Raw genomic sequence first — 25,453 nt, forward strand, 5'->3', positions numbered from 1 at the left:
CCCCCCCCCCCCCCCCCCCCCCCCCCCCCCCCCCCCCCCCCCCCCCCCCAACAAATACGTCCAGGGCGACGAGGGTAGCATCCCCTGCGGCGGCGCGCGCTATCCAGGCGAGCGACTTGATGTCGAGCATACGATCCGTGAAACCGTCCAGCAGGCGGACGCTGTGTGTGAGCTGGAGGGATGTCGCGCTCAGCGCATCGATCATGGCCGCGGTCGTCGCGGTGTATTGGGCGGCAAGATCCGCCGGCCGGGCGGCGCGAGGCTTGTGGAAAGCTTCCGACGTCCGCTCCTGCTGTTCCTTGAGGTCGCTGTACGCCGCCATCAGGTTGGCGGCCAATCCGCCACCTCCCGGCAGATCCGCCGTCTGCAGGATGGCGATCGCCCGTTCGATCGCCGGCATTTCGACAGCGCGGGCGGCCCGGATCAGTTCGAGATGACCCGACGGATCGTCGTTGCTCGCGAGAGCCTGGCTTACGTTGGCGGAGTCCACGCGCAGATTGTGCAGGGCGTCGAACAGATGCGACGTGACGCGGGTAGCCGATTCGATGCGGGCCTGATCGGCAGCCTGTTCCCACGACGATCTGGCGTCGAGCATCAGTTGAACGAAGCTTGCGGCAACAAGAGCGCCAATAACGATCCTGAGAGTGAGACTGACGGACAAATTATTCACGGCGACCCCTGCGTCAGACAACAGTCGAGTTACTATCCTCATAGTCTGGGAATAGTTTATATCTCTTTGCGACATATTTGTCCATATGCCGCCCGTGATTTGGGCGACATGACGCGTATCTTTCTTCAGGGGTTCATTTTCGTCGATTGTGCGCCGTGGAAACCGGTGGGACGCAAATTATGACCGGCGGCGCGTCCAAGGGCGGACGCGCATGCGGATATGCGGGCTATGCCCGCCTCCGAAAGCGCATGCCGCCTCCGGGGAAAGATCCGGCTTCAATCGAAGTGAACGCGATCCGGGTCGAATGGTGGCGAGGCTTTCAGCGCCAGCTATCGATGGCGTCGGTGATGATCTGACGCCCCACCGAGCCCTTGGCGAAGGTGATCGTGCCGATACCGCCATCGGCGAAGCGCACCGGCAGGTCGACCCAGTCGCGTTCCCGCAGCAGGTTGTAGTTGCGGTCGACGTCGGACGGCAGGTTGGACAGGCCGACCAGGAAGATGTTGTCGGCCACGGGTATGGTGAGGCCGACCAGCGCCACGCCCCGGGGCTCCTTGTCGATGCGCAGCTGCGGAATGGCCATGTCGCGCACCACCCGCTCCGGCTTGTCCGCCGCGTTGATGAAGGTGACCTCGATGGTGTGCGATGCCGGCAGCGACGCGTCGTCGTTGGGCCGGATCACCAGCGAGAACGACAGGCCGGCCTCCGGCAGCGTGACATCCGTATACAGCACGGCCGACCGCGAGCCCTTCCCTTCCAGGCGCCATACGACCTGGCCGGAGGTGATGTTCGGCTGCTCGGGATTCTGGTCGTCGAGCTCGAACAGGAAGGCACGCTGGGCGATGACCTCGGCCTGGCCGCCGGCGCCGGACGTCGTCTGCTGCAGCGGTTGCGCGGCCGGCTCGGCCGCGGGCGTGACGTCTCCCTGCTGCGCCGGCTCGTCGTCCGGCGGCGCGCCGTTGACGCGGTCGGTGATCTTGCTGTCGTCCTCCGTCTGCGCTTCGGCGACCACGACGGACTCCTCCTCGGCCGGCGGGGGCGCATCCGCCCGCAGCCACCAGGCAGCGCCGCCGATGCCGGCGAGAACCAGCGCGATAACGGCGATGGCGATGCCGCGGCGCGAGGATGCCCCCTCCCGCGGCTCCCGGCGCGCGGCAACGCGGGGACGTCCCCGCCCCGCATCCGTCGCCGCCGCTTGCGCTGCCGCGGCCTGCGCCCCGTCATCCGCCTCGGAGGCGGGCGTTTCATCCGCTGCGAAACGGTCGAACGACAGCAGTTCCCCGCTCGGGAGGGGCGCGCCCGAGCGCTCCGCCTCGATACGGGCGATGACGGTTTCCAGCGACGCCTGCTCGCGCATCAGCCGTGCCTGCTCCTCGAGGACCTCGGCCTCGGGCAGCGTCGGATCGATGGCCTCGCGCCTGCGTTCGTAGAGACTGCGAATATGATTATAAACCGCAAGCCGCGCCTCGGGCGTGTCCGGCTGGCTATCGATCGCCCGATTCAGCAAGTCATACAAATTCGTCATCAGCTCTCAACCGCCTCGCGGGCGGCCTCATCTGTCCCGATATCCCGGCCGCCATGCGGCAGCCTTCAACCTTCCAAGGGCAGCCGTCAACCTTCGAAGGGATTGTGCACGAGGATAGTATCGTCGCGTTCGGGGCTGGTTGAAAGAAGCGCAACCGGTGCTCCGATCAATTCCTCGATACGACGCACATATTTGATGGCCTCGGCCGGCAGATCGGCCCAGGATCGTGCGCCGGCGGTGGATGCCGACCAGCCCTCGATGGTCTCGTAGACCGGTTTGACCCGCGCCTGCAGCGCCTGATTCGCCGGCAGATAGTCGATGATGCGCCCGTCGAGCTCGTAGCCGACGCCGATGCTGATCTCCTCGAATCCGTCGAGAATGTCGAGCTTGGTGAGCGCGATGCCGTTGATGCCCGAGGTGCTGACGGTCTGGCGCACCAGCGTGGCATCGAACCAGCCGCAACGGCGCTTGCGGCCCGTCACGACGCCGAACTCGCGCCCGCGCTGGCCGATCAGCTCGCCGGTCTCGTCGAAGAGCTCGGTCGGGAACGGTCCCTCGCCGACGCGCGTCGTATAGGCCTTGGCGATGCCGAGCACGTAGCCGATAGCCCCCGGTCCGAGGCCGGAACCGGCCGCGGCCTGCCCCGCCACCGTGTGCGAGGAGGTGACGAAGGGATAGGTGCCGTGGTCGACATCGAGCAGCGCGCCCTGCGCCCCCTCGAACAGGATGCGCTTGCCCGCGCGCCGGTCGTTGTCGAGCGTGCGCCAGGTCGTGTCCATGTAGGGCAGCACCTTGGGCGCCAGCGCGAGCAGTTCGGCGACGATGGCCCCGGCGTCGTACTCGGGCAGCTGGAAGCCGCGCCGCAGCGCATTGTGATGCGACAGCAGCCGCTCCACCTTGCCCGGCAGCGAATCCGGGTCCGCGAGATCGGCAAGCCGGATGGCGCGCCGGCCGGCCTTGTCCTCATAGGCCGGGCCGATGCCACGCCGCGTGGTGCCGATGCGCGTGCCGGCGTTCGAGCTCTCGCGCAGCGAATCGAGCTCGCGGTGCAGCGGCAGGATGAGCGACACGTTCTCGGCAATGCGCAGATTGTCGGCGGTGATCGCCACGCCCTGCGCGCTGAGCCGCTCGATCTCGTCGACGAGCGCCTGGGGGTCGAGCACGACGCCGTTGCCGATGACGCCGCGCTTGCCCGGCCGCACCACGCCCGAAGGCAGCAGCGACAGCTTGTAGGTCTCCTCGCCGATGACAAGCGTGTGACCGGCATTGTGCCCGCCCTGAAAGCGCACCACCACATCGGCCTGTTCCGACAGCCAGTCGACTATCTTGCCCTTGCCCTCGTCGCCCCACTGGGCGCCGACCACGACGACGTTCGCCATTTTCCGCCTCCCCTTCGCGAGCCTGCGGCCCGCCAGCAAAGCAAACCCCGGCGCAAGAGAAGCACTCTTGGGCCGGGGCTCTCGTATACGTCATGAAAGATCGCGCCCGCAAGGTCAAGCCCCGAGCCGGGCGCGCCCGTTCAGAACGTCAACTGGTGCGCGTGCTTGACACCCGGAATGGTATGCACCGCGTCGAGCACCGGCTGCGGCACCTTGCCGTCGACCTGCACCAGCGCCACCGCCGAACCGCCCTCGGCGTCCCGGCCGAGCGCGAAGGTGGCGATGTTGATGCCGGCGTCACCCAGCGTCGTGGCGAAGCGGCCGATGAAGCCGGGCTTGTCCTCGTTCGAGACATAGATCATGGAGGGCGCGAATTCCGCGTCCACCTTGATGCCCTTGATGCCGACGATGCGCGGCCTGCCATCCGCGAACACCGTGCCGACCACCGAGCGCTCGTACTGATCCGTGATGACGGTGAGCGTGATCAGCGCGTCGTAGTCGCCCTGCGCCTCGCGCGTCGTCTCCTCGATGACGATCCCCCGCTCGCGGGCGATGGCCGGGGCCGACACCACGTTGACGTCCGTCAGAATGGGGCGCAGCAGGCCCGCGACCGCCGCCGAGGTCAGCGCCTTGACCTTCAGATGGGCGACAGAGCCCTCATAGGTGATGCGCACGGTCTTGAGACCGCTCTCCGTGAGCTGGCCGGCGAAGGAGCCGAGCTTTTCGGCGAGCTCGATGAACGGGCGCAGCTTCGGCGCTTCCTCGGCCGTGATGGAGGGGAAGTTGATGGCGTTGGTGATCGCGCCGCGCAGCAGGTAGTCGGAGATCTGCTCCGCGACCTGCAGCGCCACGTTCTCCTGCGCCTCCGTGGTGGCCGCCCCCAGGTGCGGCGTGGCGACGACGTTCGGGTGGCCGAACAGCGGATTCTCCTTCGCCGGCTCCACGGTGAACACGTCGAAGGCCGCGCCCGCCACGTGGCCGCTGTCGAGGGCGGCGCGCAGCGCCACCTCGTCCACGAGCCCGCCGCGGGCGCAGTTGATGATGCGCACGCCCTTCTTCGCCTTGGCGATGTTCTCGGCCGAGAGGATGTTCTTCGTCTTCTCGGTCAGCGGCGTGTGCAGGGTGATGAAGTCGGCGCGCGCCAGCAGGTCGTCGAGCTCGACCTTCTCGACGCCGAGATCTAGCGCCCGCTCGGGCGACAGGAACGGATCATAGGCGATGACGCGCATCCTGAGGCCCACCGCCCGCTCGGCCACGATGGAGCCGATGTTGCCGCAGCCGATGATGCCGAAGGTCTTGCCGGTGAGCTCCACGCCCATGAAGCGGTTCTTCTCCCACTTGCCGGCCTGCGTCGAGGTGTCGGCGGCCGGGATCTCGCGCGCCAGCGCGAAGGTGAGCGCGATGGCGTGCTCGGCCGTGGTAATGGAATTGCCGAAGGGCGTGTTCATCACGATGATGCCGCGCGCGGTCGCCGCCGGCACGTCGACATTGTCGACGCCGATACCGGCGCGCCCGATCACCTTGAGGCGGGTGGCCTTCTCCAGAAGCTTCGCCGTGACCTTGGTGGCGGAGCGGATGGCGAGACCATCGTATTCACCGATGATGCTTTCGAGTTCGTCCTTGTCGATGCCGGGGCGGAAATCGACGTCGACGCCGTTGTCCCTGAAAATCTGGACGGCAGCGTCCGACAGCTTGTCGGAGATGAGCACTTTGGGAGCGGTCATGGCATGAGCCTTTCTACGTGGCCTTCTATCGGGGCCTTATGTGCGGGCGGGCAACACCTCTCACCCGTGATGACGATCTGGGGCGGGAACGGAGGCCCGGCGCGGCCGCGCCTCCCGATACATCGAACTGGGAACTGCCGTATCAGCCGGCAAGCTTCGCCTTCTCGGTGGCGAAGGCCCAGTCGAGCCACGCCGTCAGCGCCTCCAGATCGGCGCGCTCGACCGTCGCGCCGGCCCAGATGCGCAGACCCGCCGGCGCGTCGCGGTAGGCGCCGATGTCATAGGCGACGCCTTCCTTGTCGAGCACCGCGACGATGCCCTTGGCAACCGTGGCGACCGCCTCCGGCCCCTTCGCCACGACGTCCGCATCGACGATCGACAGGCACACGGAGGTGTTCGAGCGGGTCGCCGGGTCCTTGGCCAGCGGCGCGACCCACGGTGTGCGCTCCACCCAGTCGTAGAGCACCTTGGCGTTGGCGTCGGCGCGGGCGATCAGCCCGTCAATGCCGCCGACGGACTGCGCCCATTGCAGCGCGTCGAGATAGTCCTCGGTGGCGAGGAGCGAGGGCGTGTTGATGGTCTCGCCGACGAAGATGCCCTCGATCAGCTTGCCGCCCTTGGTGAGGCGGAAGATCTTCGGCAGCGGCCAGGCGGGCTTGTAGGTCTCGAGCCGCTCCACCGCGCGCGGCGACAGGATGACGATGCCGTGCCCGCCCTCGCCGCCCAGCACCTTCTGCCACGAGAAGGTGACGACGTCGAACTTCTTCCAGTCCAGCGGCTGGGCGAAGGCGGCGGAGGTGGCGTCGTTGATGATGAGCCCCTCGCGGTCGTCGGGGATCCAGTCGGCGTCCGGCACCTTGACGCCGGAGGTCGTGCCGTTCCACGTCAGCACCACGTCGCGCGTCCTCGCGTCCACCTGCGCCAGATCGGGCAGTTCGCCGTAGGGCGCGCCGATGACGCGCGCGTCCGCGATCTTCAGCTGCTTGACGACGTCGGTGACCCAGCCCTCGCCGAAGGACTCCCAGGCGAGCAGGTCGACGCCGCGCGCGCCGAGCGTCGACCACAGCACGGCCTCCACCGCGCCGGTGTCGGATGCGGGCAGGATGCCGATGCGGTAATCGGCCGGAACCTGCAGAATGTCACGGGTGAGATCGATCGCCAGCGTGAGCTTGGCCTTGCCGATCTTGGCGCGGTGCGAGCGGCCGACCGCCGCGTCCTTCAGCGCCTCGACGCTCCAGCCGGGGCGCTTCGCCGTCGGACCGGAAGAGAACGCGGGATTGACCGGCCGCGCGACGGGCTTTGCAATATCTGTCATGTTGTATCCATCCTCTCAGATGGGCGCTTCCCGTTGGGGGGAAGTGTCCCGCGCATGGGGATACAGGACTTGCCGGCGGCACGCAAGCGGCGGGACCCGACAAACCGCCTGTCCGCATGATTTTTTCGCCGATGTGTCTGCAATGCACGTTCCGATTCCATCGGAACGTGCATTGCAGATTCTTGAGTTTGCGCGGCTTTGTCGACGAAAAGTGGTGCCCACTTTTCTGCACGCCACGCTATAGCATCAAGCTGAAAAGTGTGTGCACTTTTCGGAAGAACTTGATGCGTAAACAAATGGATAGAGCGGCGGAACGATTTAGTTCGAAGCCGCCGCTCTATTCCGTCAGAAGCGACCGGATGCGCGCCGCGAGCTGGTCCTCCAGCAGGCGCGCCAGCTTGCCCTTGTAATGGATCTGGTCGAAGTAGTCGTCCGGATTGCCGGTTTCGGGCCGTTCTCCCCGCCAGTCGATGACGAAGGTGCGCGGGCGCGCCTCGGCCAGCGCCGACAGGGCCTGGTGGCAGGCCTCGTCGGTCCGTCCCTCCGGCGTGTCCGGGCGTGGCTGGCCGGTGACGAAGGCAGGCGGCTCCATGAGGGCGACCACGGTCTCCTGCGGCAGCGCCCCGAGCATCGCGCCCAGCGCGTCGAGCGCCGGAAACACGCCGGTCTCGTTCACGACGTCCTCGGGCTTGTACTCCATCAGCAGCGCGCGCCTCTCCTCGCCCTCGAAGCCGTGCGACTCGTAGATCGGGTCATAGTCCCAATAGCCGTCCGGCCGGGCGCGTTCGCGGCCTCCCGCAACATATTCGATGCGGCGGAAGCCTTCCTGCAGCACGGTGAAGCGCGCCAGCCCGCGCAGATAGGCGAGCGTGTCGTTCTCGTAGAGCCAGAACGGGAACGGATTGACGGTGGCGAACGCGCTCTCGCCGCCGTGGCACCAGAAGATGTCCGTGCCGATGACGAGCGCCGCGGGCGGCGTCTCGCGATGGCGAAGGAACCAGTCGAGCAGCGTCAGTTGCTCCTTCGGGCGCGTGCCCGGCACGGTGAGCGAGGCGAAACGCGCGCCCGTCAGCGCCGTCAGCCGCTCGGGATTGAGCGCCTGCATGCGCGAATTGCCGATGATGATGGAATCGAACGCCGGATCGCGCGCGCGGCTCGCGTGCTCGGTGCGGGTGCCCTGCGCCCGCACGCCCGGCGGATCGATGAGCCGCACCCGCCCCGATCCGTAAGGGTCGAGCAGATAGAGCCCCAGCGTCAGCGCCGGGAACAGCACCATGACCGTGGCCACGAGCGTCACGGCGAACGCCCGCCAACGCCCGCGCGCCGCCGATTCCATGCCCCGCTCCTCCTGCTGCAAATCCTGCTGCAAGCCGTTTGTCCCGTGTCGCCCCGAAATCCTAGCACGACCCAGAGGCTGTTAGTGACCATGGATGAGGTCTGGACGTCGGCGCTTCCAATGAAACGGACTGGCGGTGAGGTGACACTGGCCGACTGCAGCGTTGCATCGCTTGCCGATACACAAGTATCGGCTGCGCAATGCTCCTTGCATTCGGACAGTTTGACCTCATCCAGACCCCATCCATGGTCACTGACAGCCTCCAGCCTCAGAACTGGAAATAGATGAACTCGTAGTTCGCGTCATCGCCGATCTTGAACAGGACGATCACGAAGACGACCGCCGTCAGCACCGCGACCCACCGCGCCGGCGGCAGGCGCTGGGTGAAGGTCCAGGCCGTCGGCCCGACCAGCGCGACGAGAGCCGCCAGCGCGACGGTGCGCCACTTGAAGGGCTCTCCCGCGACGCCGGAGCCGAAGAGCGCCTCGAACATCGTTCCGGCCACCTCGAAGGTGGGCGCGCGGAACAGAATGAAGGTCAGCGCCAGGAACGCGAACGTCAGCGCCCAGCCGACGACGGGCGGCATCGGCAGCCCGGCCCTGCGCCACAGCGCCCCCGTCGCAAGGCCCACGCCGTGCGCCATGCCCCAGACGATGAAGGTCAGGCCCGCGCCGTGCCAGAGCCCGCCGAGCGCCATGGTCATGAACAGCGCGAAGAGCTGCACCGCAAGCCCGTGCCGGTTGCCGCCCATGCCGACATAGAGATAGTCGCGCAGGAAGCGCGACAGCGTCATGTGCCAGCGCCGCCAGAAGTCCTGCAGGGAGGTGGCGCGATAGGGCGTCTCGAAGTTCTGCGGCAGCACGATGCCGAACATGAGCGCGATGCCGAGCGCCATGTCGGTGTAGCCCGAGAAGTCGAAATAGATCTGGAACGGAAACGCCAGCGTCGCCTGCCACGCCGCCGCGGTGCTCACCGCCCCGTTCGCCGCCGCCTCGTAGGCCGGGTTGACGTAGACCGACAGCGGATCGCCGATGAACACCTTCTTGACGAGACCGATGGTCAGCAGCATCAGGCCGCGCGCGAAGCGCTCGGCGGCGTCCGGACGCTGGTAGGGGCGCTCGTCGAACTGGTGCACGATCTCGCTCCAGCGCACCAGCGGCCCGGCCAGCACCTGCGGGAAGAAGGCGATGTAGAGCGTATAGCGCAGCAGCCCGAGCTGCGGCGCGCGCCTGGCCTTCAGGTCCGTCAGATACATGATGTGGTGGAAGGTGAAGAACGAGATGCCGAGCGGCAGCGCCAGCGCGAGCGGCGTGAGCGGCTCGCCCGTCAGATCCGCCGCGAGCCCCAGCACGAAATCGGTGTACTTGAACACGCCGAGCACCAGCAGGTTGACGGCGATGGCGCCCCAGATCAGCGCGCGGCGCCCGAGATGCCCGAACGCGTGCGCGACCCACCAGTTGACGAGGATCGAGATGCCGAGCAGCGGCAGGAAACGCCAGTCCCAATACCCGTAGAACGCGAACGACAGCACCGCCAGCAGCGGCAGCCGCCACTGCGGCGCGTAGCGCTCCGCCGCGAAATGCAGAGCGAGGGCGCAGGGCAGGAACGCGAGCAGAAAGGCAAACGAGTTGAAAAGCATGCGGCGGGCTGATTGGAGTGAATCTGAATTCTGCCACTCCATAGGCGATCTGCAGCCGGGAATAAACCCCGCGCCGGCGGGGAAACGCATCACGCTCACATCATGGCAAGCGGATGGTGAACGGCGGGCGCGGCAGGGCGGGTTCAGCGGCCCTCGGCACGGGGCGCTTTCCGATCGACATCAGAAAGTTACAAGGCACGAGCCGGCTTCGTGAAATCGGCTCATGGCTGGGTGGAGAGCCGGTACAGCCCCCTGCGTTCCGGCACGGCCTGGAAGGCATCCGTCAGGCCGACGATGGTCTCCGCCGCGCCGAGCATCATGAACCCGTCCGGCGCGAGAATGCGGGCGATCCGGCCGAGCACGTCGGTCTTCGTCCCCGGATCGAAATAGATCAGCACGTTGCGGCAGAACACGATGTCGAACCGGCCGAGCGAGGCGAACGGATCGAGCAGATTGAACTTGCGGTAGGTCACCATTGCGCGGATGGCGGGCGAGATTTCCCAACGCTCGCCGGTCTCGTCCGTCCTGCGGATGAAGTATTTCGCCAGCAGGTTCTGCGGCAGGCCGCGCTGGACCTCGAACGGCGTGTAACACCCCGCCCTCGCCCGGTCCAACGCCTGCGCCGAGATGTCGGTGCCCAGGATCTCGATGCGCCAGCCGGCGATGCGCGGCGCCATTTCCTGCAGGCACATGGCCAGCGAATAGGGTTCCTGCCCGGTCGACGCCGCCGCGGACCAGATGCGCAGATGCCGGGTCGACGCCCGCGCGGCCAGAAGGTGCGGCATCATGACCTGGGAGAAATGCTCGAACGGCACCCTGTCGCGGAAGAACAGCGACTCGTTGGTGGTCATCGCCTCCACCACCGCCTCGCGCAGCGCCATCGCCTCCGGCCGGCGCAGCCGGGTGATGAAATCGGCGAGCCCCGAATTGCCCGCCTCGCGCGCCACCGGCGACAGCCGGCTTTCGACGAGATAGTGCTTGTCGCCGGGCAGCACGAGGCCGGACTTCTCCTTCACCAGACGGGCGACAAAGGTATAGTCGTCGTCCTTCATCGGCCGCTTCCACGCAACAGTTCGCCGAGCTTGAGGCCGATCCGCGCCAGCGGCAGCACCGCCGCCGCCGCGCCCGCCGCCCTCACCGCCCCCGGCATGCCCCAGACGACGCTCGTCTCCTCGTCCTGGATGACGACGCTGCCGCCGCCGCCGCTGATGGCGCTCGCGCCGAGGCTGCCGTCGTTGCCCATGCCGGTGAGCACCACCGCGAGGCTCGCCGCGCCGAACACCTGCGCCACGGAACGGAACAGCGGATCCACCGCCGGGCGGCAGAAATGCTCGGGCGGCGTGTCACGCAGCCGCGTCACGACGCTGCGCTCCTCCTTCTCGATGACGAGATGCAGCCCGCCCGGGGCGACATAGATGTGCCCGGCCAGGACTTCCTCGCCGTCCTTCGCCTCGGCGGACGGCAGCCCCGTGGCGCGGCCGAGCTGTTCGGCGAGCAGCGCGGTGAAGGTCGGCGGCATATGCTGCACGATCAGCACCGGCACCCGCACCAGCGCGTCCTTGCACGCGGTCAGCACCTGCACCAGCGCCTGCGGGCCGCCAGTCGAGCTGCCGAGCGCCAGCACGCGCGGCGGCACGCTGGAGAAGGGCCGCAGCGGCGGCACGCTGGAGAAGGGCCGCAGCGGCGGCCCGTTGCCCGCCGGCCGCTTCGCCGGCGCGGGGCGCGCGTCGGACGATCGGCCGGCCTGGACATCCCGGGCCGGCGCATCGGCCCTCGCCGGCGGGAAAGCGGCCTCCCGGCGCGGCTCCGGCGCGGGCGCGGCGGATGCGGGTGGCGCGGCCGGGACGGCGGCGCGGCGGCGCTTCGCCTGCCCGCCGAGCTGGGCGACGAGTTCCACCAGCTCCCGGCGATAATCGGCGGCACTGGCGATGCGGCCGCTGCCGTCGGGCTTGGCGATGCAGTCCGCCGCGCCGAGCGTGAGGGCACGCAGGCTGATTTCCGCCCCCCGGCGCGAGAGCGTCGACGACACGAGCACGACGAGCCCGGGACGGCGCTGCAGCAGCAACGGCAGGGCCGTGAGGCCGTCCATCTCCGGCATCTCGATGTCGAGGATGACGACGTCGGGCTGCGAGGCGGTCACGTCCTCGACGGCCATCCTGCCGTTGGCGTGGACGGCGACGACCTCGATGCCCGGCACCTCGCCGAGCCAGCGCGCGGTCAGTCCGCGAATGACCGCCGAATCGTCGACCACCATCACCCGAATATCATCTGGCCTGCCAGCCATTCAGAACCCCCAAACCGCCGACACGCCCCCGCACGCCCCGCCCCTCGCGCAACCTCTCCGGATCAGGCGGAGGCGTGGTCCTCCTTGATGTTGGCCAGCACGGCCTCGACGTCGAGCACCGCCATCAGTTCGGCATCGAGCGAGAAGACGCCGTCCGTCATGGCGCCCCAGCGCGGATCGAGATTGGGCGGCTTGGCGGCGAGGCGTGCCTTGTCGAGGGTCAGCACCTCGCCGACCTCGTCGACCAGCAGGCCGTAGGTCTCGCCCTGATAATCGACCCCCACCGCGATCACGCGCCCCTCCGCGCCGCGCGGCGGAAAACCCAGGCGCCGGCGCATGTTGACCGCGGTCACGATCCGCCCGCGCAGGTTGAGCACACCGTCGATCTCGGCAGGCGCCAGCGGCACCGGCGTGATGCGCTGGGGCACGAAGACGTCGTGCACGGCCCAGATCGGCAGCCCGAACAGCTGGCCGGCGATGCGGATCGTCACGAACTGGATCTGCGCGTCGTCGCGCACCGTTGCGAGCTGGGTGCTCATGACAGGACTCCGTTGCGGTGCACGGTGAACTCCTCCAGGGCGGCCAGCAACCCGGCCTTGTCGAACTTCGCGATGTAGTCCGTGAAACCCGCCTGGCGGCCGCGCTCGATGGCCTCCGGCGTGCCGAGGCCGGAGAGAGCCACCACCGGCCAGCCGGCGGTATCGGGATTGGCGCGCAGCTGCTCGGCGAAGGTGAAGCCGTCGACCTCCGGCATGTCGATGTCGCTCACCACGACATCGAACCGCGCGCCGGCGTCGAGATGCGTGTAGGCCTCCGGCACGCTGCCGCACGCGGTCACGTCGTAGCCGGCGGCGCCGAGCACAGGCGCGAGCATGTTGCGGAAGAACGCGCTGTCGTCGACGAGCAGCAGGCGCGGGCGCCGCGCGCCGGTGATGGCGGCGCGCTGGGTCGTGACGGCGGCGAAGGTCGAGGGCAGGAAATGGCCGATGTCCAGGATCTCCGTCGCCTTGCCCCTGACGACGGCCGTGCCGACGACCCCCGGCGCGCCGGAGCCGAACTCGATGGTGAAGTCCTCGTCGACGATGTCGACGATCTCGTCCACCACGAACCCGATGGCGCGGCCCTGATCGGTGAACACGAGCAGCGGACGCTCCTTCTGGCCGTTGTGGCGCGAGGATTCGTCGACATAGACCAGCGGCATCAGCGAGCCGCGATATTGCACGAGATCGTGGCCGGTGACGCGCTCGATGCGGTCGGCGTCGAACACTTCGAGGCGGGTCACGAGCGACAGCGGCACGGCCTTCGGCTCGGCCGTGCCGGCGCGGAACACGATCAGCGACATGCCCTGCCCGGCCGCCGACGTGACCGCCGTCTGCGCCTCCTCCTGCGCCGCGGCGGAGGTGAGGCCGACGGCGATCGCCTGCGCCACGCTGTTGGGGTCGATGATCATGATGACGCTGCCGTCGCCCAGAATGGTCGTGCCGGAGAACATCGACACGTGCCGCAGGATCGACGATACCGGCTTGATCACGATCTCCTCGGTATGCAGCACGTTGTCAACGCCGATGCCGAACGCGCGGTTGCCGACCTGCATGACCACGACGAAGCTGTCGCGCGCGCCGCCGGCGCCCTGCCCCGCCTGCGCCTGATCGCCGATGCCGAGCAGCTGGTCGAGATAGATGATCGGCAGCAGCCTGTCCCGCAGCCGCAGCACCGGCGCGTCCTTGAAGCGCTCGATGCGGTGCTCGCTGCCTTTCTGCACCCGCACCAGCTCCACCACCGCGAGCTGGGGAATGGCGAAGCGCTCGCTGCCGGCTTCCACGATCAGCGCCGAGACGATGGCCAGCGTCAGCGGGATCTTGATCAGGAAGGTCGACCCCTGCCCCGGCCGCGACACGACGTTGACCGATCCGCCGATCAGCTCGATGTTGGTGCGCACCACGTCCATGCCCACGCCGCGTCCCGACACGCTGGTCACGGCTTCGGCTGTGGAAAAGCCGGGATGGAAGATGAAGGCGTGCACCTGGGCGTCGGACAGCTTCTCCGCCTCGATTTCGGACACCAGCCCGTTCTTGATCGCCTTCTCGCGGATGCGGGCGGTGTTGAGGCCGCGCCCGTCGTCGCTGACCTCGATGATGATGTGGCCGCCCTCGTGATAGGCCGACAGGCGGACGGTGCCCACCTCCCGCTTGCCGGCCTTCAGCCGCTCCGCCGGGGGCTCGAGCCCGTGATCGGCCGAGTTGCGGATCATGTGCGTCAGCGGGTCCTTGATCATCTCGAGCACCTGCCGGTCGAGCTCCGTATCGGCGCCCAGCATCTGCAGATCGATCGGCTTGCCGAGATCCCGCGACAGGTCGCGCAGGATGCGCGGCAGCTTCTGCCACGCATTGCCGATGGGCTGCATGCGCGTCTTCATCACCGCTTCCTGCAGCTCCGCCGTCACCTGCGACAGGCGCTGCAGCGGCACCTTGAATTCCGATTCCTCGTGCCGGCGCATCAGGTCGAGGAGCTGGTTGCGGGTGAGTACCAGCTCGGAGACCATCGTCATCAACTGTTCGAGCGTATCGACATTGACCCGGATCGACTGCGCCGGACCGCCACCGCGGCCGGCCGATGCGGCATCGTCGCCGGACGAGGCCGGCGCTTCGCGCGACGCGAGCGGCGGCTCGGCGCGCGCCGGCACGCCGGAGGCCGGCTTGGCGGCGGACGCAGCAGCGGCGGACGCGCCCTTGCCCGCATCCGTCGCTGGCGCGGCGCGTGCCGGCCGCGGGTCCACGGGCGTTTCCCGGAACAGACGTTCGAGTTCGTCGAGCTCCTCGGCTGCCGCCGCATCCGTTTCCGCCTTCAAGGGCGCCGGTGCGGGGGCGGGCGCCGGCTCGACCAGCAGCACCTTTTCCGCCATCTCCTCCAGCGCGCCGATGAGGTCGGCGTCGCTGCCCTCGCCCTCGACGCCGTCGTTGGTTTCGAGATCGTGGACGATGGCCTTGATGCGGTCGATCGAGTGCATCACCAGATCGACGGCGTCCGGCTTCACGGGGGCGCCGTCGCGGAACCGCCCCATCAGCGTTTCGGCGGCGTGCGCCACCGACCCGAGCCGCGCCAGCCCGAGAAAGCCGCTGGTTCCCTTGATGGTGTGCACGAGCCGGAAAATGTTGCCCAGAATGTCGGCGTTGTTGGGATCGCGCTCGAACTTGACGAGCTCCGCGTCGACGAGATCGAGGCTTTCGTTGGTCTCCGTCAGGAACTCTTGCAGCAGGTCATCCATATCGGCCTCTCCTGGAACGCAACGCCGGAGCACCCGCCGGCGACGCTGGCCGGCGCATGCTCCACAATTCTTTCTCCGCAGCGTCCCGCCGGTCGAACAACGACATCCGGCCGGGAATCGCCCTGAAAACCCCTTGATCTCAGTCTTTCACCCTCATCCCCGGCGAGCCCGCCCATGGCCGGGTCCGCCCGCGACGGACCGGGGGCGCGTCATTGCATGATGTCCTTCTTGTCGACGTAGTTGAATTCCTCGATCAGCACGTCCCTGACGATCTCCGCCCCGAAGACCTCGTTGACCGCCACCTTGATGTCGGCGGTCAGCTTGTCGATGTCCTTCTTGTTGACGCCGTCGAACTTGCGGCCCGAGTCGTCGTAGATCAGCCGGAACGCGCGGTCGATGATCAGCGGCTCGGGAGGGATCGATATCTCGCGCACCGTGCGCGCGTCGGCGGTGTAGACGAACTGCGCCACGACGTAGCCCTTGACCTCGTTGTCGGCGACGATCGGCACGTTGATCAGCCGCAGCTTGCGGAACTCGAGCCCGACCAGATACGCTGACTGCGGCTCCTCCGGCACGTGGCTCGACGACCACTGCGCGGCGCTGTAACTGGAGATCAGCGTCACGATGCAGACCCAGAGGCCGATAAGCACGAGGCGGATCATCGGCCGTATCTTCCAAACGGACCGGCCTCCGCATAGGTGCCGTCAGACTCGGACGCGCGCATGCCGTCGGCCACCAGCGACGCCACCTCGCGCGCCGCCTCCACGTAGCGTCTGAGCATCGCCTCGTTATCGGCGAGCCGCGCCTTGACGCCGGCGAGTTCGCGCAGGAACGGCTCCCCGCCTTCCTCGGCGGCGAGCGCCTCCACGTTCAGCGCGCGCGAGAGGCGGGTGAGGTCGAGCAGGCACTGGCTCTTGCGCCGGGTGATCTCGTCGAGATCGGCCATCCGTCCCTGCTGCAGCGCGTCGCGTTCCGCCTCCAGAACGGCCTCGAGCCGGGTGAACACCTGCCCGAGCGCCCGGCGCGCGCCGCCGCCGGTCCTCGCCCCGCCGGACTTCCTCTGGCCACGCTCCGCCGCGCCGCCGTCGATCACCGTGTCCTCGCTCCTGCCGCTCATGCCATCTCACCATCATGCCATCGACCCCGGTCCGCGACCGGCGCCGAATGCGTTTCGCTCAAACGTCCCCGTCTTCACACCGAACCAGCCGGCATCGAACCGCCCGGGGCGAGACCGTGTGCCGCCGCGACCCCGCCCCCGACGCCGCTGGCGGACCGCAGCGCATCGGCGGCGGTCCGCGCCTGCCCGTCACCGGGATGGACCCGCTCGACCATGCGCGCGATGCCGATGCCGCCGGCGCGCGCCAGTTCGGCGGCCACCTGCTGCGCCAGGAACGACTTCCACGTGTCACCGGCAAATCCCCTGCCGAACCAGGCCTCGCCTTGCTTCGGCAGGATCGCCTCGACGAATTTCTGCAATGTCAGCGCCTCGAACTGCTCATAGGCGCTGCCCTCGCGCAGGCGGTCGGCATTGAGCAGTCCGTCCGCGAGCCTGACATCCGTCGCGCCCGAAAAGCCGTCCCGCCCGTCAAGCCGCAGCCGCGCCCGTTCGGCATCGAGCGGCAGATGCACGCCGCGCGGGCGCTCCGTCCCGTCCGCGGCACCGAGGCCGTCGGACGCGAAGGCAAGCGCCACGTCGCGCGCGACGGCGGCATAGTCGACGCCGCTCTCCAGCCTGCCCACCGCCGCCTGAAACCGGGCGGGGTCGGCGGCGCGCGCCACGTCCATCACGATATCGGCAGGCAGGCTGACAGCCATGACACCTCGCTCATGACACCTCGCTCATGACGCCCCGCAGGGCGAATTCGCCTGCGATCATAGGCAGCCGACCTTACGTGAGGCTTTCGCCTTTCTTCGCCGCGCCGGCCTCGACGATGTGCTCCAGGCCGGTGCGTTCGTCCTGCGCCTCGGCCTCGCGCGCCATGGTCCGGGCCAGCCGCTCCGTGCGCTTGAGGCGCATCGACTCGCCGACGATCCGCTCCTGCAGCGCCTTGCCGGTCTCGCGCAGCGCCTCCTCCTCCTGCGACAGGCGCGACAGGCGGCGCGCCATCGAGCCGACGAACAGCCCGTGATGCACCGATCCATCGTTGAGATGGCCGATCAGCTGTTCCTGCGCCGCGCGCAGGCCCGCCTCGTCGCGGCGCAGGATGGCGAGCTTCCATTCGCTCAGGCGCTTCAACTGGCGCTGGACCTCGACGACGCGTTCGATCTTCTTCAGCCGGTCGTTCACGATGCCTCACCCGTATATCAGCCAGCGCGAAAATCCCTTCATGAACTCGCTGAGCATCTCCTGGACCAGGAAATAGAGCAGAATGACGCCGCCCGCGATCACGAACGGAATGGAGATGAAATACACCTGGATCTGGGGCGTGAACTTGTTCACGAGACCTATGGTGAAGTTGACGATGACCGAATAGACGACGATCGGCGCACTGATGCGCAGCGCCAGCAGGAACGAATCCGCGAACTGGTCCGCGAGCCCGACGAGCGACAGGCGCGCCTGAAACAGCAGCCCCGGCGGCAGATTGGCGTAGGACGCCCTCACCGCGCGCAGGATTTCCCAATGCAGATCCGCCGCGAACACCAGCATCGCCGCCGAGAGCGAGATGATGCCCGCCACCGGCGGCAGCGGCTCCATCTGATCGAAGGAGACGCCGGAGGGGTTGCTGATGTTGAGCGCCATGGCGATCAGCACGGAAAGCGTCTCCAGCGCCAGAAACATCAGGCGGCCGAGAAAGCCAATCCAGATGCCCGACAGCGCCTCCGATATCAGCAGCAGCACCAGGAACGAGAACGACTGCCCCTGAAACACCGGCGCAACGGCGTCGAACAGCAGCGGATAGAGCGTCAGCGTCACGGCGAGGGCGACATAGAGCCGGATGCGCACCGGGATGGAAGCGTTGGACAGCCCCGGCATCAGCATGAAGCACCCGCCGATGCGGCACATCAGCAGCATGGCGCCGATCACCGCGTCCGACACCGAGACCGGAATCAAGAGATGGCTCCGAGATTCTCGATCTCCGTCCCCCTGGCGATTTCGACGTGGGACAGCACGGCGAGCGCCGGGAACATCCGCTCGATGATCATGCGCACATAGGGCCGCGCGTCGGGCGCCGCGACGAGCACGAAGGCCTTGCCGGTGCCGAGATGCTTGCGGATCGCCACCGACGCCTCGGCGCTGAACTCCTCCACCAGCTTCGGCTCGATGTCGAGCTCCAGCACGTCACCGCGCTGGTCGCGCTTGATGCTCTGGTGGAACACGAGGTCCCAGCGGTTGCCAAGACGCAGCACGCGCAGCACGCCCTCGTCCGACAGGTCGCCGCAGATCTGCTGCGCCATGCGCAGCCGGACATGCTCGACGATCTGCTCGGTCTTGCGCACATGCGGAATGATCTCCGCGATCGCCTCCAGGATGAGGTTGAGATTGCGGATCGACACGCGTTCGGCCAGCAGCAGCTTCAGCACCGCCTGCAATCCGGAATACGAAATATGCGCCGGGCAGATGTCGTCGATCAGGCGCTTGTATTCGGGATCGAGCTGCGAGAACAGCATCCGCATGTCCTTGTAGGACAGCAGCAGCGGCAGATTGTTGCGGATGATCTCGCCAAGATGCGTCAGCAGCACCGACAGGCTGTCGATAGGCGCGAGGCCGAGCCGCTTGGCGTCGTTGGCGTAGATCTCGTTGATCCACATCGCCTTCATGCCGAAGGCGGGTTCCCGCACCTCGTCGCCCTCGATGTCCGGCTTGCGGCCGTCGCCGATGATGACCAGAAAATCGTTGAGCCGCAGTTCCTGCGTGGTCACGATCGTGCCGTGGATCTTGATCTGATACGCTTTCGGCGGCGTCGACAGGCTGTCCGTCAGCTTGATCTCGGGCACGATGAAGCCGTATTGCTGGGCGAACTTGCGGCGCATCTTCGAGACGCGGTGGATCAGCTCGCCCTGGTTGGCCTTGAGACGCACCGAGAGCTGGCGCCCCATGCACAGCTCGATCTCCGCCGTCTTCAGCGTCTCGCGGATCGCCTCGCGCGTGTCGACCTTCTCCAGCGCCAGCTTGTTCTGCGCCTCGATCTCCTCGCGCGCCTGCTGCTCCGCCCGGCGCTTGGGGATGATGTAGCCGACGAAGGCCATGATGCCCGCGAGCGTGACGAACGGCAGCACCGGCAGGCCGGGGGTCAGCCCCATCAGGCCCATGAGCCCGGCCGCCACGAACAGCGCCTTGGGATAGGCGCTGAGCTGGCCGAGCACCGCCTGCTCCGCCGATCCCTGCGTACCGCCCTTCGACACCAGCAGGCCCGCGGCCAGCGACACGATGAGCGCCGGGATCTGCGACACCAGGCCGTCGCCCACCGTCAGCTTGGTGTAGACGTCCGCCGCCTGCGACAAGGGCATGCCGTGGCGGGTGACGCCGATGATGATGCCGCCGAAGATGTTCACCGCCGTGATGATCAGGCTCGCGACCGCCTCGCCGCGCACGAACTTCGACGCGCCGTCCATGGAGCCGAAGAACGAGCTCTCCTCCTCCAGCTCGCGGCGGCGGCGCTGGGCCTCCTTGTCGTCGATCATGCCCGCCGAGAGGTCCGCGTCGATGGCCATCTGCTTGCCGGGAATGGCGTCGAGGGTGAAGCGCGCGCCGACCTCCGCGATACGCGTCGCGCCCTTGGTGATCACGAGGAAGTTCACCGTGATGAGGATCAGGAACACCACGAGCCCGATGACGAAATCGCCGCTCATCACGAACTTGGAAAAGCCGTGGATGATGTAGCCGGCCGCGGTCACGCCCTTGTCGCCGTCAGCCAGGATGAGGCGCGTCGTGGCAATGCTGAGCGCGAGCCGCAGGATGGTCGCGATCAGCAGCACGGTCGGAAACGACGAGAACTCCAGCGGTTTCTGGATCCACAGCGCCACCATCAGGATCAGCACGGAGAGCGCGATCGACAGCGCCAGCCCCACGTCGATCAGAAAAGGCGGAACCGGCAGGAACAGGATGAGCAGGATCGCGACGATGCCGATCGCGAACGTGACGTCCCGGCCCTTCTTGCCCTGGGTCGCATTCAAGCTGTTGACGAACAGTTCAGCCATTCGGTTCCATCATTTCCCCACCGATACCATCGGCACCGTTCACGCGCCGCGCGGGCCTCGCCGAAGGCCGACGACTTGACGAGCGACGAAACAAGGCCCCGTGCACGCGCTCCAAAGCTCAGTCGAAGCCCGTCACGATCCTTCCGTAGACCTGCTCGGTAAACATGAAGATCCGCGCGCCCATGAACGACCCGGTCAGGGCGGTGACCGCCAGGATGGCGACGATCTTCGGAATGAAGGTCAGCGTCATTTCCTGAATTTGCGTCAGCGCCTGAAACAGCGCGATGATAAGCCCCACCACCATCGCCGCCGCGACCGCCGGCCCGGCGGCGACGAGAATCGTCCAGATGGCGGATTGGACGAGATCGAGCGCATCGGCCTCATTCATGTCCCGTCACCCCTTTCGCCACAAACGGCCTGCACACAGTCGACACGAGCGGCGAGCTCCCTGTCGCGACAGATATGGCGCCTGCCGGACACGGTGCTCAAGCCGCGATGCCCCTTTTCAACAGGCTTTCCGGCTTACGATACTGTAACGCCCATGCCCACGAGGACCGTCTGGCCGTCGGCAAGGGTCGCGTGCGTTCCGTCTTCCGCGACCTGGACCGAGACGACCTCGCCGGACACCGTGCCATCAGCGGATGTCAGCGTGCGGCCGATCAGGCTGTTGGCCTGGGACAGCGATTGGGCCGTCAGCAGCGCATCGAGGGAGAGCCATTGGGCCGTCAGCAGCGAGTCGAGCTTCTCGTTCGTGGCCACGCTCTGCTCCACCTGGGAGAACGTCGCGAGCTGCGCCAGGGATTGGGTTGCGTCGAGCGGCGCCGTCGGGTCCTGATTCTTCAACTGCTCCACGAACAATCGCAGAAACGCCTCGTGGTCGAGCGTCGTCTGGCTCTTCGCCCCCCTGTTCGTCGTGGCATTCTGTCCGACACCGGGTACCGAGACCATCGCACCATCTCCATCTCTATCGGGCGCCTCAGGCCACCCTGCTGCAGGCCATCCTGCTGATCGCGGCTTCCTCTCCGCCGACTTCCTTTCCGCGGCCGGTCTCCCGCGCGGCATCCGGGGAGAGCGCCTGCGTCTGCGGCTGTTCGCGAGGGAAAAGGCCGCGCACCACGCGAAGCGCCTCGAACGGACGTTCCTCGAGGATCAGGGCGCGGACGTCCGCGAGCCCGCTCGCGATCGTCTCGTCGCCGTATGTCTCCTGCATGGGCGGGAGCAGCGACAGGACGGACGCGCGCGTTTCGTGCTGCGAGGCGGGGTTGATCAGCATCGACTGGATGATGAAGTAAAGCTGCCGCAGCGGAGTCGTCGCATCCTCGAGCTGCATCACATGCGCCTCGAGAAGAAACGTCGCGTCGTTGAGCAGTTCGAGCGTCACGCGCCGCTCCGACCGCAGCACCGCGCCGTTGACGAATATCCGCTCTCCGGCTTTCAGGCTCAATCGCATGTCCGCTCACTTCAATCCGTCGCGCACGAGCTTGTTGACGCTGATGATGCCCGAGATGTCCTTGGCCTCGCCGTATTGCACCCGGCGCGCCTCCTGCAGGATCCATCCCCCGATCGAGATCAGCGATCCGCGCAGGTCGTCCGACAGCGCGTTGTCGGGGTGGATGAGATCGTCGATCAGGAACTGCCAGAGCTCCGTCACGCGGGTGAGCGCGAGCTCCGCCTCCGGCGTGCCGAGCCCCTTGGCGGCGGCATCCTCCAGCAGCTCGATCACGATATCGAACGCCTGTTTCTCGCTCGAGCGGGCGATCTGGGGATCGCTTTCCACCATCTCGCCATATGAAAGCATGTACATCGTTCTATACCCTACGGTCAGCGTCCGTGATTACGGTTTGGCAAACGGTGTGAGCAGCGTCCTCCCGATCCCTGCTCACGCGATATAATTCAACAGGCTGAGCTTCTGCAGCCGCGCTGTCAGCGCATATGACAGGTTCAGTTGCAGCTCGACCGTGTCCAGGGAAACCTTGGCCGCGACGGGGTCGACGCCCTCGAGGTCGATGAGGTTGCGCTGGAGCAGCGTCTTCTGTGTCGCAAGGCCGTCATTGACGGTCTTGACGCGCGCCTGCGCCGAGCCGACGTCGGCCTGCATGAGCGTGACGGCATTCACCGCCTCGCCGAGCTGCACGATGGCGTAGTCGATCGCCGCCTTGAACGCCTCCTCGTTCATCTGGTCCGCAGGCAGGGAACCGAGCACCGCATAGGCCTTGGCCAACTGCCTGAACGCCGCATTGTTGGCGTTGACCGAGCTTTCGATCAATTCCGTCTGCGAAATCCGGCTGGTCAGATTGGTGTCGGAGGCGGACGACCAGTTTTCTGTCCAGTTCGTGTCGTCGAATGCGCGATCGAAGCGCGCCAGGGGCTTCAGGCCTTCAATCGACGTGATGTGGAGCGTTTCGGCGGCCCCCGGCGTGGCGCCCACGATGGTCAGCACGTTGGCATCCGGGCCCGTGCCGAAGGATGCGCTGGCCACCCCGCCCAACGCCGAGAGCTGGGTGATCAGGTCGGCGGCGTCGGTGAACGTGATCTCGCCGCTCTCGCCGGCGTGGGTGCCGCCCAGAGCCAGCGTGATGGTGCCGCCCAGCGACAGGTCGGCGTTGCCGAAATCCTGCACCAGCGTCGGCAGCACGGCGACGCCATCCGCGCCGCTCGCGGGACTGTTGACCGCCACCGTGGCCGCCGGGACGGCAGGAGCCGAAAACAGGTCGGCGACCGCGGTGATATCGAGCGATTCGGCGGCCCCCGGCGTGGCGCCCACGATGGTCAGCACGTTGGCGTCCGGACCTGTGCCGAAGGACGCGCTGGCCACCCCGTCCAACGCCGAGAGCTGGGCGATGAGGTCGGCGGCGTCGGTGAACGTGATATTGCCGCTCTCGCCGGCGTGGGTGCCGCCCAGAGCCAGCGTGATGGTGCCGCCCAGCGACAGATCGGCGTCGTCGAAGTTCTGAACCAGCGTCGGCGGCGTGTCGATGATGCCGATCGCGGGTTCGTCTGCGGCATCGGCCCAGCCCCAGACCGCCGTCGCCAGGGCGATGAACTCCGGTGTCTCGACGAGCGGATCGAGCGTTGCCGGATCGACGGGATCGAGGAAGAGGCCGAACTCCCGCGCGCCGATGTCGTTCACCGTCGCGGTGCCGGTATTGCCGCTCGCGGTCCAATACGTCTGAAAGGCCGCGCGGAAGTTGGCGAAGGCGGCGTCGACCTGCGCCGTCCCGGCGCCGAGGTTCATCGGCTCCGTATCCGTCTTGATGCCGCTGAAGAGCTGCTGGCCGGCATAGGCCGAATTCAGCTTGTCGGTCAGCGCTTTCAGGGTGCGCTCCGCATCGGCCCTGATCGTCGCGGCGCCGAGCTCGTTGGTGGGCAGGCCGACGAGCGTGGCGAGCGTCTTTTCCGCCGCCTCGCGGATTTCGGTGAGCGCCGCCTGCGTCATGTCGAGCCGGCCGGAGGTGAGGCCGTTCGAGGTGATGAAGGTTTCGACGCGGCCGAGCTCCTGATACAGCACGGTGGCATGGCCCGTCTTCGCGCCCAGCACGAGGCCGACATCCGCGTGGCGCGCGTCGACGACCTCCTTGCCGAGCCGCGCGATCTCCGCCTGCGCGGCGCGCGCCTGGAGACGCGGGCCGTTCAGCAGGTTGTAGGTGGAGATGAAGTTCGAAGCCATGGTCACCTCACAGCGTCCAGCAGGGTCTTGAACAGGGTGTCGACGACGGCGATCAGCCGCGCCGAGGCGACGTACTGCTGTTCGAGCTGCAGTTGCAGCGCCGTCTCGTCATCGAAGTTCACCCCCCGGGCGTTCGACAGCGAGGTCGTGACGAGCTGCAGCACGGCGTCGTTCGCCCTGGCGGCCGAATCGGACGCCTGCCGGCTGCTCTCCACCCAGCTCACGGTCATGGCCGCATAGTCGAGCGCGCTCTTGCCGTCGAGCCGCGCGGTATCCTTCGCGTCGAGCTGTCCGAGCAGGCGCGACAGCTGGCCCGCGAACGCGGGCGCGCCCTCGGTGTTGTAATCGTAGGCGCCGTTGATGCCGTCGCGCAGCAAGCTCGGCCGGCCAGCCGGATCGGCCGCGGGATCGACCCGCGGATTGACGGCGATCGCCCTGGCAAGCCCGGTGATATCGGCCGGCGGATCGACTGGCAGATCGGCCGCATCGTCGCCGTTGATGAAAAGCCCCGGCAGGGGATCCTCGACCGGCGGATCCGCCGGGTCGACCTCGCGGAACGCCTGGATCAGCCCGAACGCCAGCGTGTCGAGCTGATTCGCGTAGGCTGCGGCCACGTCATTGTGCAGTTCCACCAGGCCGGCGAGCTTGCCGTTCCTCAACGGCATCTGGGGCACGTCGCTCTTCAGCCCCGCCACCTGCACGCCGTCGATGAACACCCGCACCGGCTGGCCCGCGGGCGTATCCGCCCGCACCTCGCGCGCGCTCGTCTCGAACAGGGTCACGCCGCTGTCCGTATAGAGCACCATGTCGTTATTGGCACGCATCACCACTGAAATGCCGAGGTCTTCCGACAATTGGGCGACGATCGCGTCGCGCCGGTCGAGCTCGTCGGTGATGTCCGCGTCGGTGACGCTTCCCTGCACGATCGCCGTGTTCGCCCGCTCGAAATCCTTCAGCAGCGTATTGATCCGGTCGACGGACATCTTGACATCCGCCACGGCGCCGCTGCGCACCTCGTCGACGACCGCGGCGGCGGCGTTGAGGGCGCGCGCCAGATCCTTGGCGCTCGTCACCGCCGCCCGCGCCAGATTGTCGTCGGCGGGCGCGTTGACGTATTCGGTCAGCTTGTCGGTCAGCGCGCCGAGCCGGCCGACGAGCGAGGTGCCCGCCCGGGTATCGCCGACCGTCTCCGAAAAGCGCGTCAGGCCGGCGAGCAGAGCCTGCTCGCGCGCCGAAACCGAGGTCGATTCGAGATAGCGCTCGTAGAGTCGCGCGTCGCCCGCGCGCACGGGACCCGCCACGTAAACGCCGCCGTTCAGCATCACGAGCGGCGAGAGCTTGCGCGAGTAGTTCGGATCGTTCGCGCCCGCGACGTTGCGCGCCGAAACCGCGATGCGCTTCTGGCTCGCCTGCAGCGACAACTGCGCAGAATTCAAGGCTGCATTCAGGCTCATGACCTCGATACCTTAAAAAAACCTTCCGACGAAGCGGGCCGGACAGCGGCGGCACC

The 25,453-nt window shown here is 67.4% G+C and carries 23 protein-coding genes; all 23 read right to left on the minus strand.

The features are described from left to right. On the minus strand, positions 1-670 hold a 670-nt coding region (locus ACUSIJ_RS06395), incomplete at its 3' end, for a hypothetical protein (protein WP_449307551.1). A 319-nt stretch (positions 671-989) separates the two neighbouring features. After that, entirely contained in the window at positions 990-2,195 is a 1,206-nt protein-coding gene (locus tag ACUSIJ_RS06400; protein WP_449307552.1) for a hypothetical protein, read from the minus strand. An 86-nt stretch (positions 2,196-2,281) separates the two neighbouring features. Then, positions 2,282-3,574 carry an adenylosuccinate synthase gene (locus ACUSIJ_RS06405; RefSeq protein WP_449307553.1) on the minus strand — a complete coding sequence of 431 codons (1,293 nt, stop codon included), beginning with the start codon at positions 3,572-3,574 and terminating at the stop codon, positions 2,282-2,284. A gap of 140 nt (positions 3,575-3,714) precedes the next feature. Continuing rightward, the gene (gene serA, locus ACUSIJ_RS06410; RefSeq protein ID WP_449307554.1) at positions 3,715-5,298 is read right to left on the minus strand and encodes a phosphoglycerate dehydrogenase; all 1,584 of its coding nucleotides are present in this window, start codon (positions 5,296-5,298) and stop codon (positions 3,715-3,717) included. Positions 5,299-5,440: 142 nt separating this feature from the next. Beyond that, complete coding sequence (locus ACUSIJ_RS06415) at positions 5,441-6,613, minus strand: phosphoserine transaminase (RefSeq protein WP_449307555.1); 1,173 nt, start codon at positions 6,611-6,613, stop codon at positions 5,441-5,443. A 337-nt stretch (positions 6,614-6,950) separates the two neighbouring features. Then, entirely contained in the window at positions 6,951-7,982 is a 1,032-nt protein-coding gene (locus tag ACUSIJ_RS06420) for a hypothetical protein (protein WP_449307556.1), read from the minus strand. A 235-nt stretch (positions 7,983-8,217) separates the two neighbouring features. Continuing rightward, positions 8,218-9,588 carry an MBOAT family O-acyltransferase gene (locus tag ACUSIJ_RS06425; RefSeq protein WP_449307557.1) on the minus strand — a complete coding sequence of 457 codons (1,371 nt, stop codon included), beginning with the start codon at positions 9,586-9,588 and terminating at the stop codon, positions 8,218-8,220. A 221-nt stretch (positions 9,589-9,809) separates the two neighbouring features. Beyond that, complete coding sequence (locus ACUSIJ_RS06430; protein ID WP_449307558.1) at positions 9,810-10,640, minus strand: CheR family methyltransferase; 831 nt, start codon at positions 10,638-10,640, stop codon at positions 9,810-9,812. Continuing rightward, positions 10,637-11,872, minus strand: coding sequence for a chemotaxis-specific protein-glutamate methyltransferase CheB (cheB, locus tag ACUSIJ_RS06435; RefSeq protein ID WP_449307559.1), 1,236 nt, complete (start codon positions 11,870-11,872; stop codon positions 10,637-10,639). The genes ACUSIJ_RS06430 and cheB overlap by 4 nt, the downstream gene beginning before the upstream one ends. Positions 11,873-11,934: 62 nt before the next feature. Beyond that, a complete protein-coding gene (locus tag ACUSIJ_RS06440) occupies positions 11,935-12,411 on the minus strand; it encodes a chemotaxis protein CheW (protein ID WP_449307560.1) in 477 nt (158 codons plus the stop codon). Beyond that, positions 12,408-15,137 (minus strand): hybrid sensor histidine kinase/response regulator, encoded by a 2,730-nt coding sequence (locus tag ACUSIJ_RS06445; RefSeq protein ID WP_449307561.1) that lies wholly within the window; start codon positions 15,135-15,137, stop codon positions 12,408-12,410. Before ACUSIJ_RS06445 ends, ACUSIJ_RS06440 begins: the two co-directional genes overlap by 4 nt. Before the next feature lie 209 nt (positions 15,138-15,346). Continuing rightward, positions 15,347-15,799 (minus strand): hypothetical protein, encoded by a 453-nt coding sequence (locus ACUSIJ_RS06450; protein WP_449307562.1) that lies wholly within the window; start codon positions 15,797-15,799, stop codon positions 15,347-15,349. Next, positions 15,796-16,254, minus strand: a complete 459-nt coding sequence (gene flgN, locus ACUSIJ_RS06455) for a flagellar export chaperone FlgN (RefSeq protein ID WP_449307563.1) — start codon at positions 16,252-16,254, stop codon at positions 15,796-15,798. Before flgN ends, ACUSIJ_RS06450 begins: the two co-directional genes overlap by 4 nt. A 74-nt stretch (positions 16,255-16,328) precedes the next feature. Continuing rightward, a complete protein-coding gene (locus tag ACUSIJ_RS06460; RefSeq protein WP_449307564.1) occupies positions 16,329-16,952 on the minus strand; it encodes a rod-binding protein in 624 nt (207 codons plus the stop codon). A 73-nt stretch (positions 16,953-17,025) separates the two neighbouring features. Continuing rightward, on the minus strand, positions 17,026-17,424 hold the full coding sequence (locus ACUSIJ_RS06465) for a hypothetical protein (RefSeq protein ID WP_449307565.1): 399 nt from the start codon (positions 17,422-17,424) through the stop codon (positions 17,026-17,028). Between the two features lie 6 nt (positions 17,425-17,430). Then, positions 17,431-18,189: a flagellar biosynthetic protein FliR gene (locus tag ACUSIJ_RS06470; protein WP_449307566.1), complete on the minus strand. Its 759-nt coding sequence runs from the start codon at positions 18,187-18,189 to the stop codon at positions 17,431-17,433. Continuing rightward, the gene (gene flhA, locus ACUSIJ_RS06475; protein WP_449307567.1) at positions 18,186-20,276 is read right to left on the minus strand and encodes a flagellar biosynthesis protein FlhA; all 2,091 of its coding nucleotides are present in this window, start codon (positions 20,274-20,276) and stop codon (positions 18,186-18,188) included. Before flhA ends, ACUSIJ_RS06470 begins: the two co-directional genes overlap by 4 nt. 118 nt (positions 20,277-20,394) lie before the next feature. Beyond that, complete coding sequence (fliQ, locus tag ACUSIJ_RS06480) at positions 20,395-20,664, minus strand: flagellar biosynthesis protein FliQ (protein WP_449307568.1); 270 nt, start codon at positions 20,662-20,664, stop codon at positions 20,395-20,397. A gap of 134 nt (positions 20,665-20,798) precedes the next feature. Further along, positions 20,799-21,224 (minus strand): flagellar hook capping FlgD N-terminal domain-containing protein, encoded by a 426-nt coding sequence (locus ACUSIJ_RS06485; RefSeq protein WP_449307569.1) that lies wholly within the window; start codon positions 21,222-21,224, stop codon positions 20,799-20,801. Between the two features lie 28 nt (positions 21,225-21,252). Then, positions 21,253-21,726, minus strand: a complete 474-nt coding sequence (gene flbT / locus ACUSIJ_RS06490; RefSeq protein WP_449307570.1) for a flagellar biosynthesis repressor FlbT — start codon at positions 21,724-21,726, stop codon at positions 21,253-21,255. A 6-nt stretch (positions 21,727-21,732) separates the two neighbouring features. Then, positions 21,733-22,080: a flagellar biosynthesis regulator FlaF gene (gene flaF, locus ACUSIJ_RS06495; RefSeq protein WP_449307571.1), complete on the minus strand. Its 348-nt coding sequence runs from the start codon at positions 22,078-22,080 to the stop codon at positions 21,733-21,735. 75 nt (positions 22,081-22,155) lie between these two features. Beyond that, on the minus strand, positions 22,156-23,943 hold the full coding sequence (locus ACUSIJ_RS06500) for a flagellin (protein WP_449307572.1): 1,788 nt from the start codon (positions 23,941-23,943) through the stop codon (positions 22,156-22,158). A 2-nt stretch (positions 23,944-23,945) separates the two neighbouring features. Next, positions 23,946-25,397 (minus strand): flagellar hook-associated protein FlgK, encoded by a 1,452-nt coding sequence (flgK, locus tag ACUSIJ_RS06505; protein ID WP_449307573.1) that lies wholly within the window; start codon positions 25,395-25,397, stop codon positions 23,946-23,948. Positions 25,398-25,453 lie beyond the last annotated feature (56 nt).

This window comes from Pseudochelatococcus sp. B33 (genome assembly GCF_053570585.1).

Coding starts and splice junctions, on each gene's coding strand:
- ACUSIJ_RS06400 (WP_449307552.1), bottom strand. CDS start 2,195: ATGACGAATTTGTATGACTTGCTGAATCGGGCGATCGATAGCCAGCCG.
- ACUSIJ_RS06405 (WP_449307553.1), bottom strand. CDS start 3,574: ATGGCGAACGTCGTCGTGGTCGGCGCCCAGTGGGGCGACGAGGGCAAG.
- serA (WP_449307554.1), bottom strand. CDS start 5,298: ATGACCGCTCCCAAAGTGCTCATCTCCGACAAGCTGTCGGACGCTGCC.
- ACUSIJ_RS06415 (WP_449307555.1), bottom strand. CDS start 6,613: ATGACAGATATTGCAAAGCCCGTCGCGCGGCCGGTCAATCCCGCGTTC.
- ACUSIJ_RS06425 (WP_449307557.1), bottom strand. CDS start 9,588: ATGCTTTTCAACTCGTTTGCCTTTCTGCTCGCGTTCCTGCCCTGCGCC.
- ACUSIJ_RS06430 (WP_449307558.1), bottom strand. CDS start 10,640: ATGAAGGACGACGACTATACCTTTGTCGCCCGTCTGGTGAAGGAGAAG.
- cheB (WP_449307559.1), bottom strand. CDS start 11,872: ATGGCTGGCAGGCCAGATGATATTCGGGTGATGGTGGTCGACGATTCG.
- ACUSIJ_RS06440 (WP_449307560.1), bottom strand. CDS start 12,411: ATGAGCACCCAGCTCGCAACGGTGCGCGACGACGCGCAGATCCAGTTC.
- ACUSIJ_RS06445 (WP_449307561.1), bottom strand. CDS start 15,137: ATGGATGACCTGCTGCAAGAGTTCCTGACGGAGACCAACGAAAGCCTC.
- ACUSIJ_RS06450 (WP_449307562.1), bottom strand. CDS start 15,799: ATGATCCGCCTCGTGCTTATCGGCCTCTGGGTCTGCATCGTGACGCTG.
- flgN (WP_449307563.1), bottom strand. CDS start 16,254: ATGAGCGGCAGGAGCGAGGACACGGTGATCGACGGCGGCGCGGCGGAG.
- ACUSIJ_RS06460 (WP_449307564.1), bottom strand. CDS start 16,952: ATGGCTGTCAGCCTGCCTGCCGATATCGTGATGGACGTGGCGCGCGCC.
- flhA (WP_449307567.1), bottom strand. CDS start 20,276: ATGGCTGAACTGTTCGTCAACAGCTTGAATGCGACCCAGGGCAAGAAG.
- fliQ (WP_449307568.1), bottom strand. CDS start 20,664: ATGAATGAGGCCGATGCGCTCGATCTCGTCCAATCCGCCATCTGGACG.
- ACUSIJ_RS06485 (WP_449307569.1), bottom strand. CDS start 21,224: ATGGTCTCGGTACCCGGTGTCGGACAGAATGCCACGACGAACAGGGGG.
- flbT (WP_449307570.1), bottom strand. CDS start 21,726: ATGCGATTGAGCCTGAAAGCCGGAGAGCGGATATTCGTCAACGGCGCG.
- flaF (WP_449307571.1), bottom strand. CDS start 22,080: ATGTACATGCTTTCATATGGCGAGATGGTGGAAAGCGATCCCCAGATC.
- ACUSIJ_RS06500 (WP_449307572.1), bottom strand. CDS start 23,943: ATGGCTTCGAACTTCATCTCCACCTACAACCTGCTGAACGGCCCGCGT.
- flgK (WP_449307573.1), bottom strand. CDS start 25,397: ATGAGCCTGAATGCAGCCTTGAATTCTGCGCAGTTGTCGCTGCAGGCG.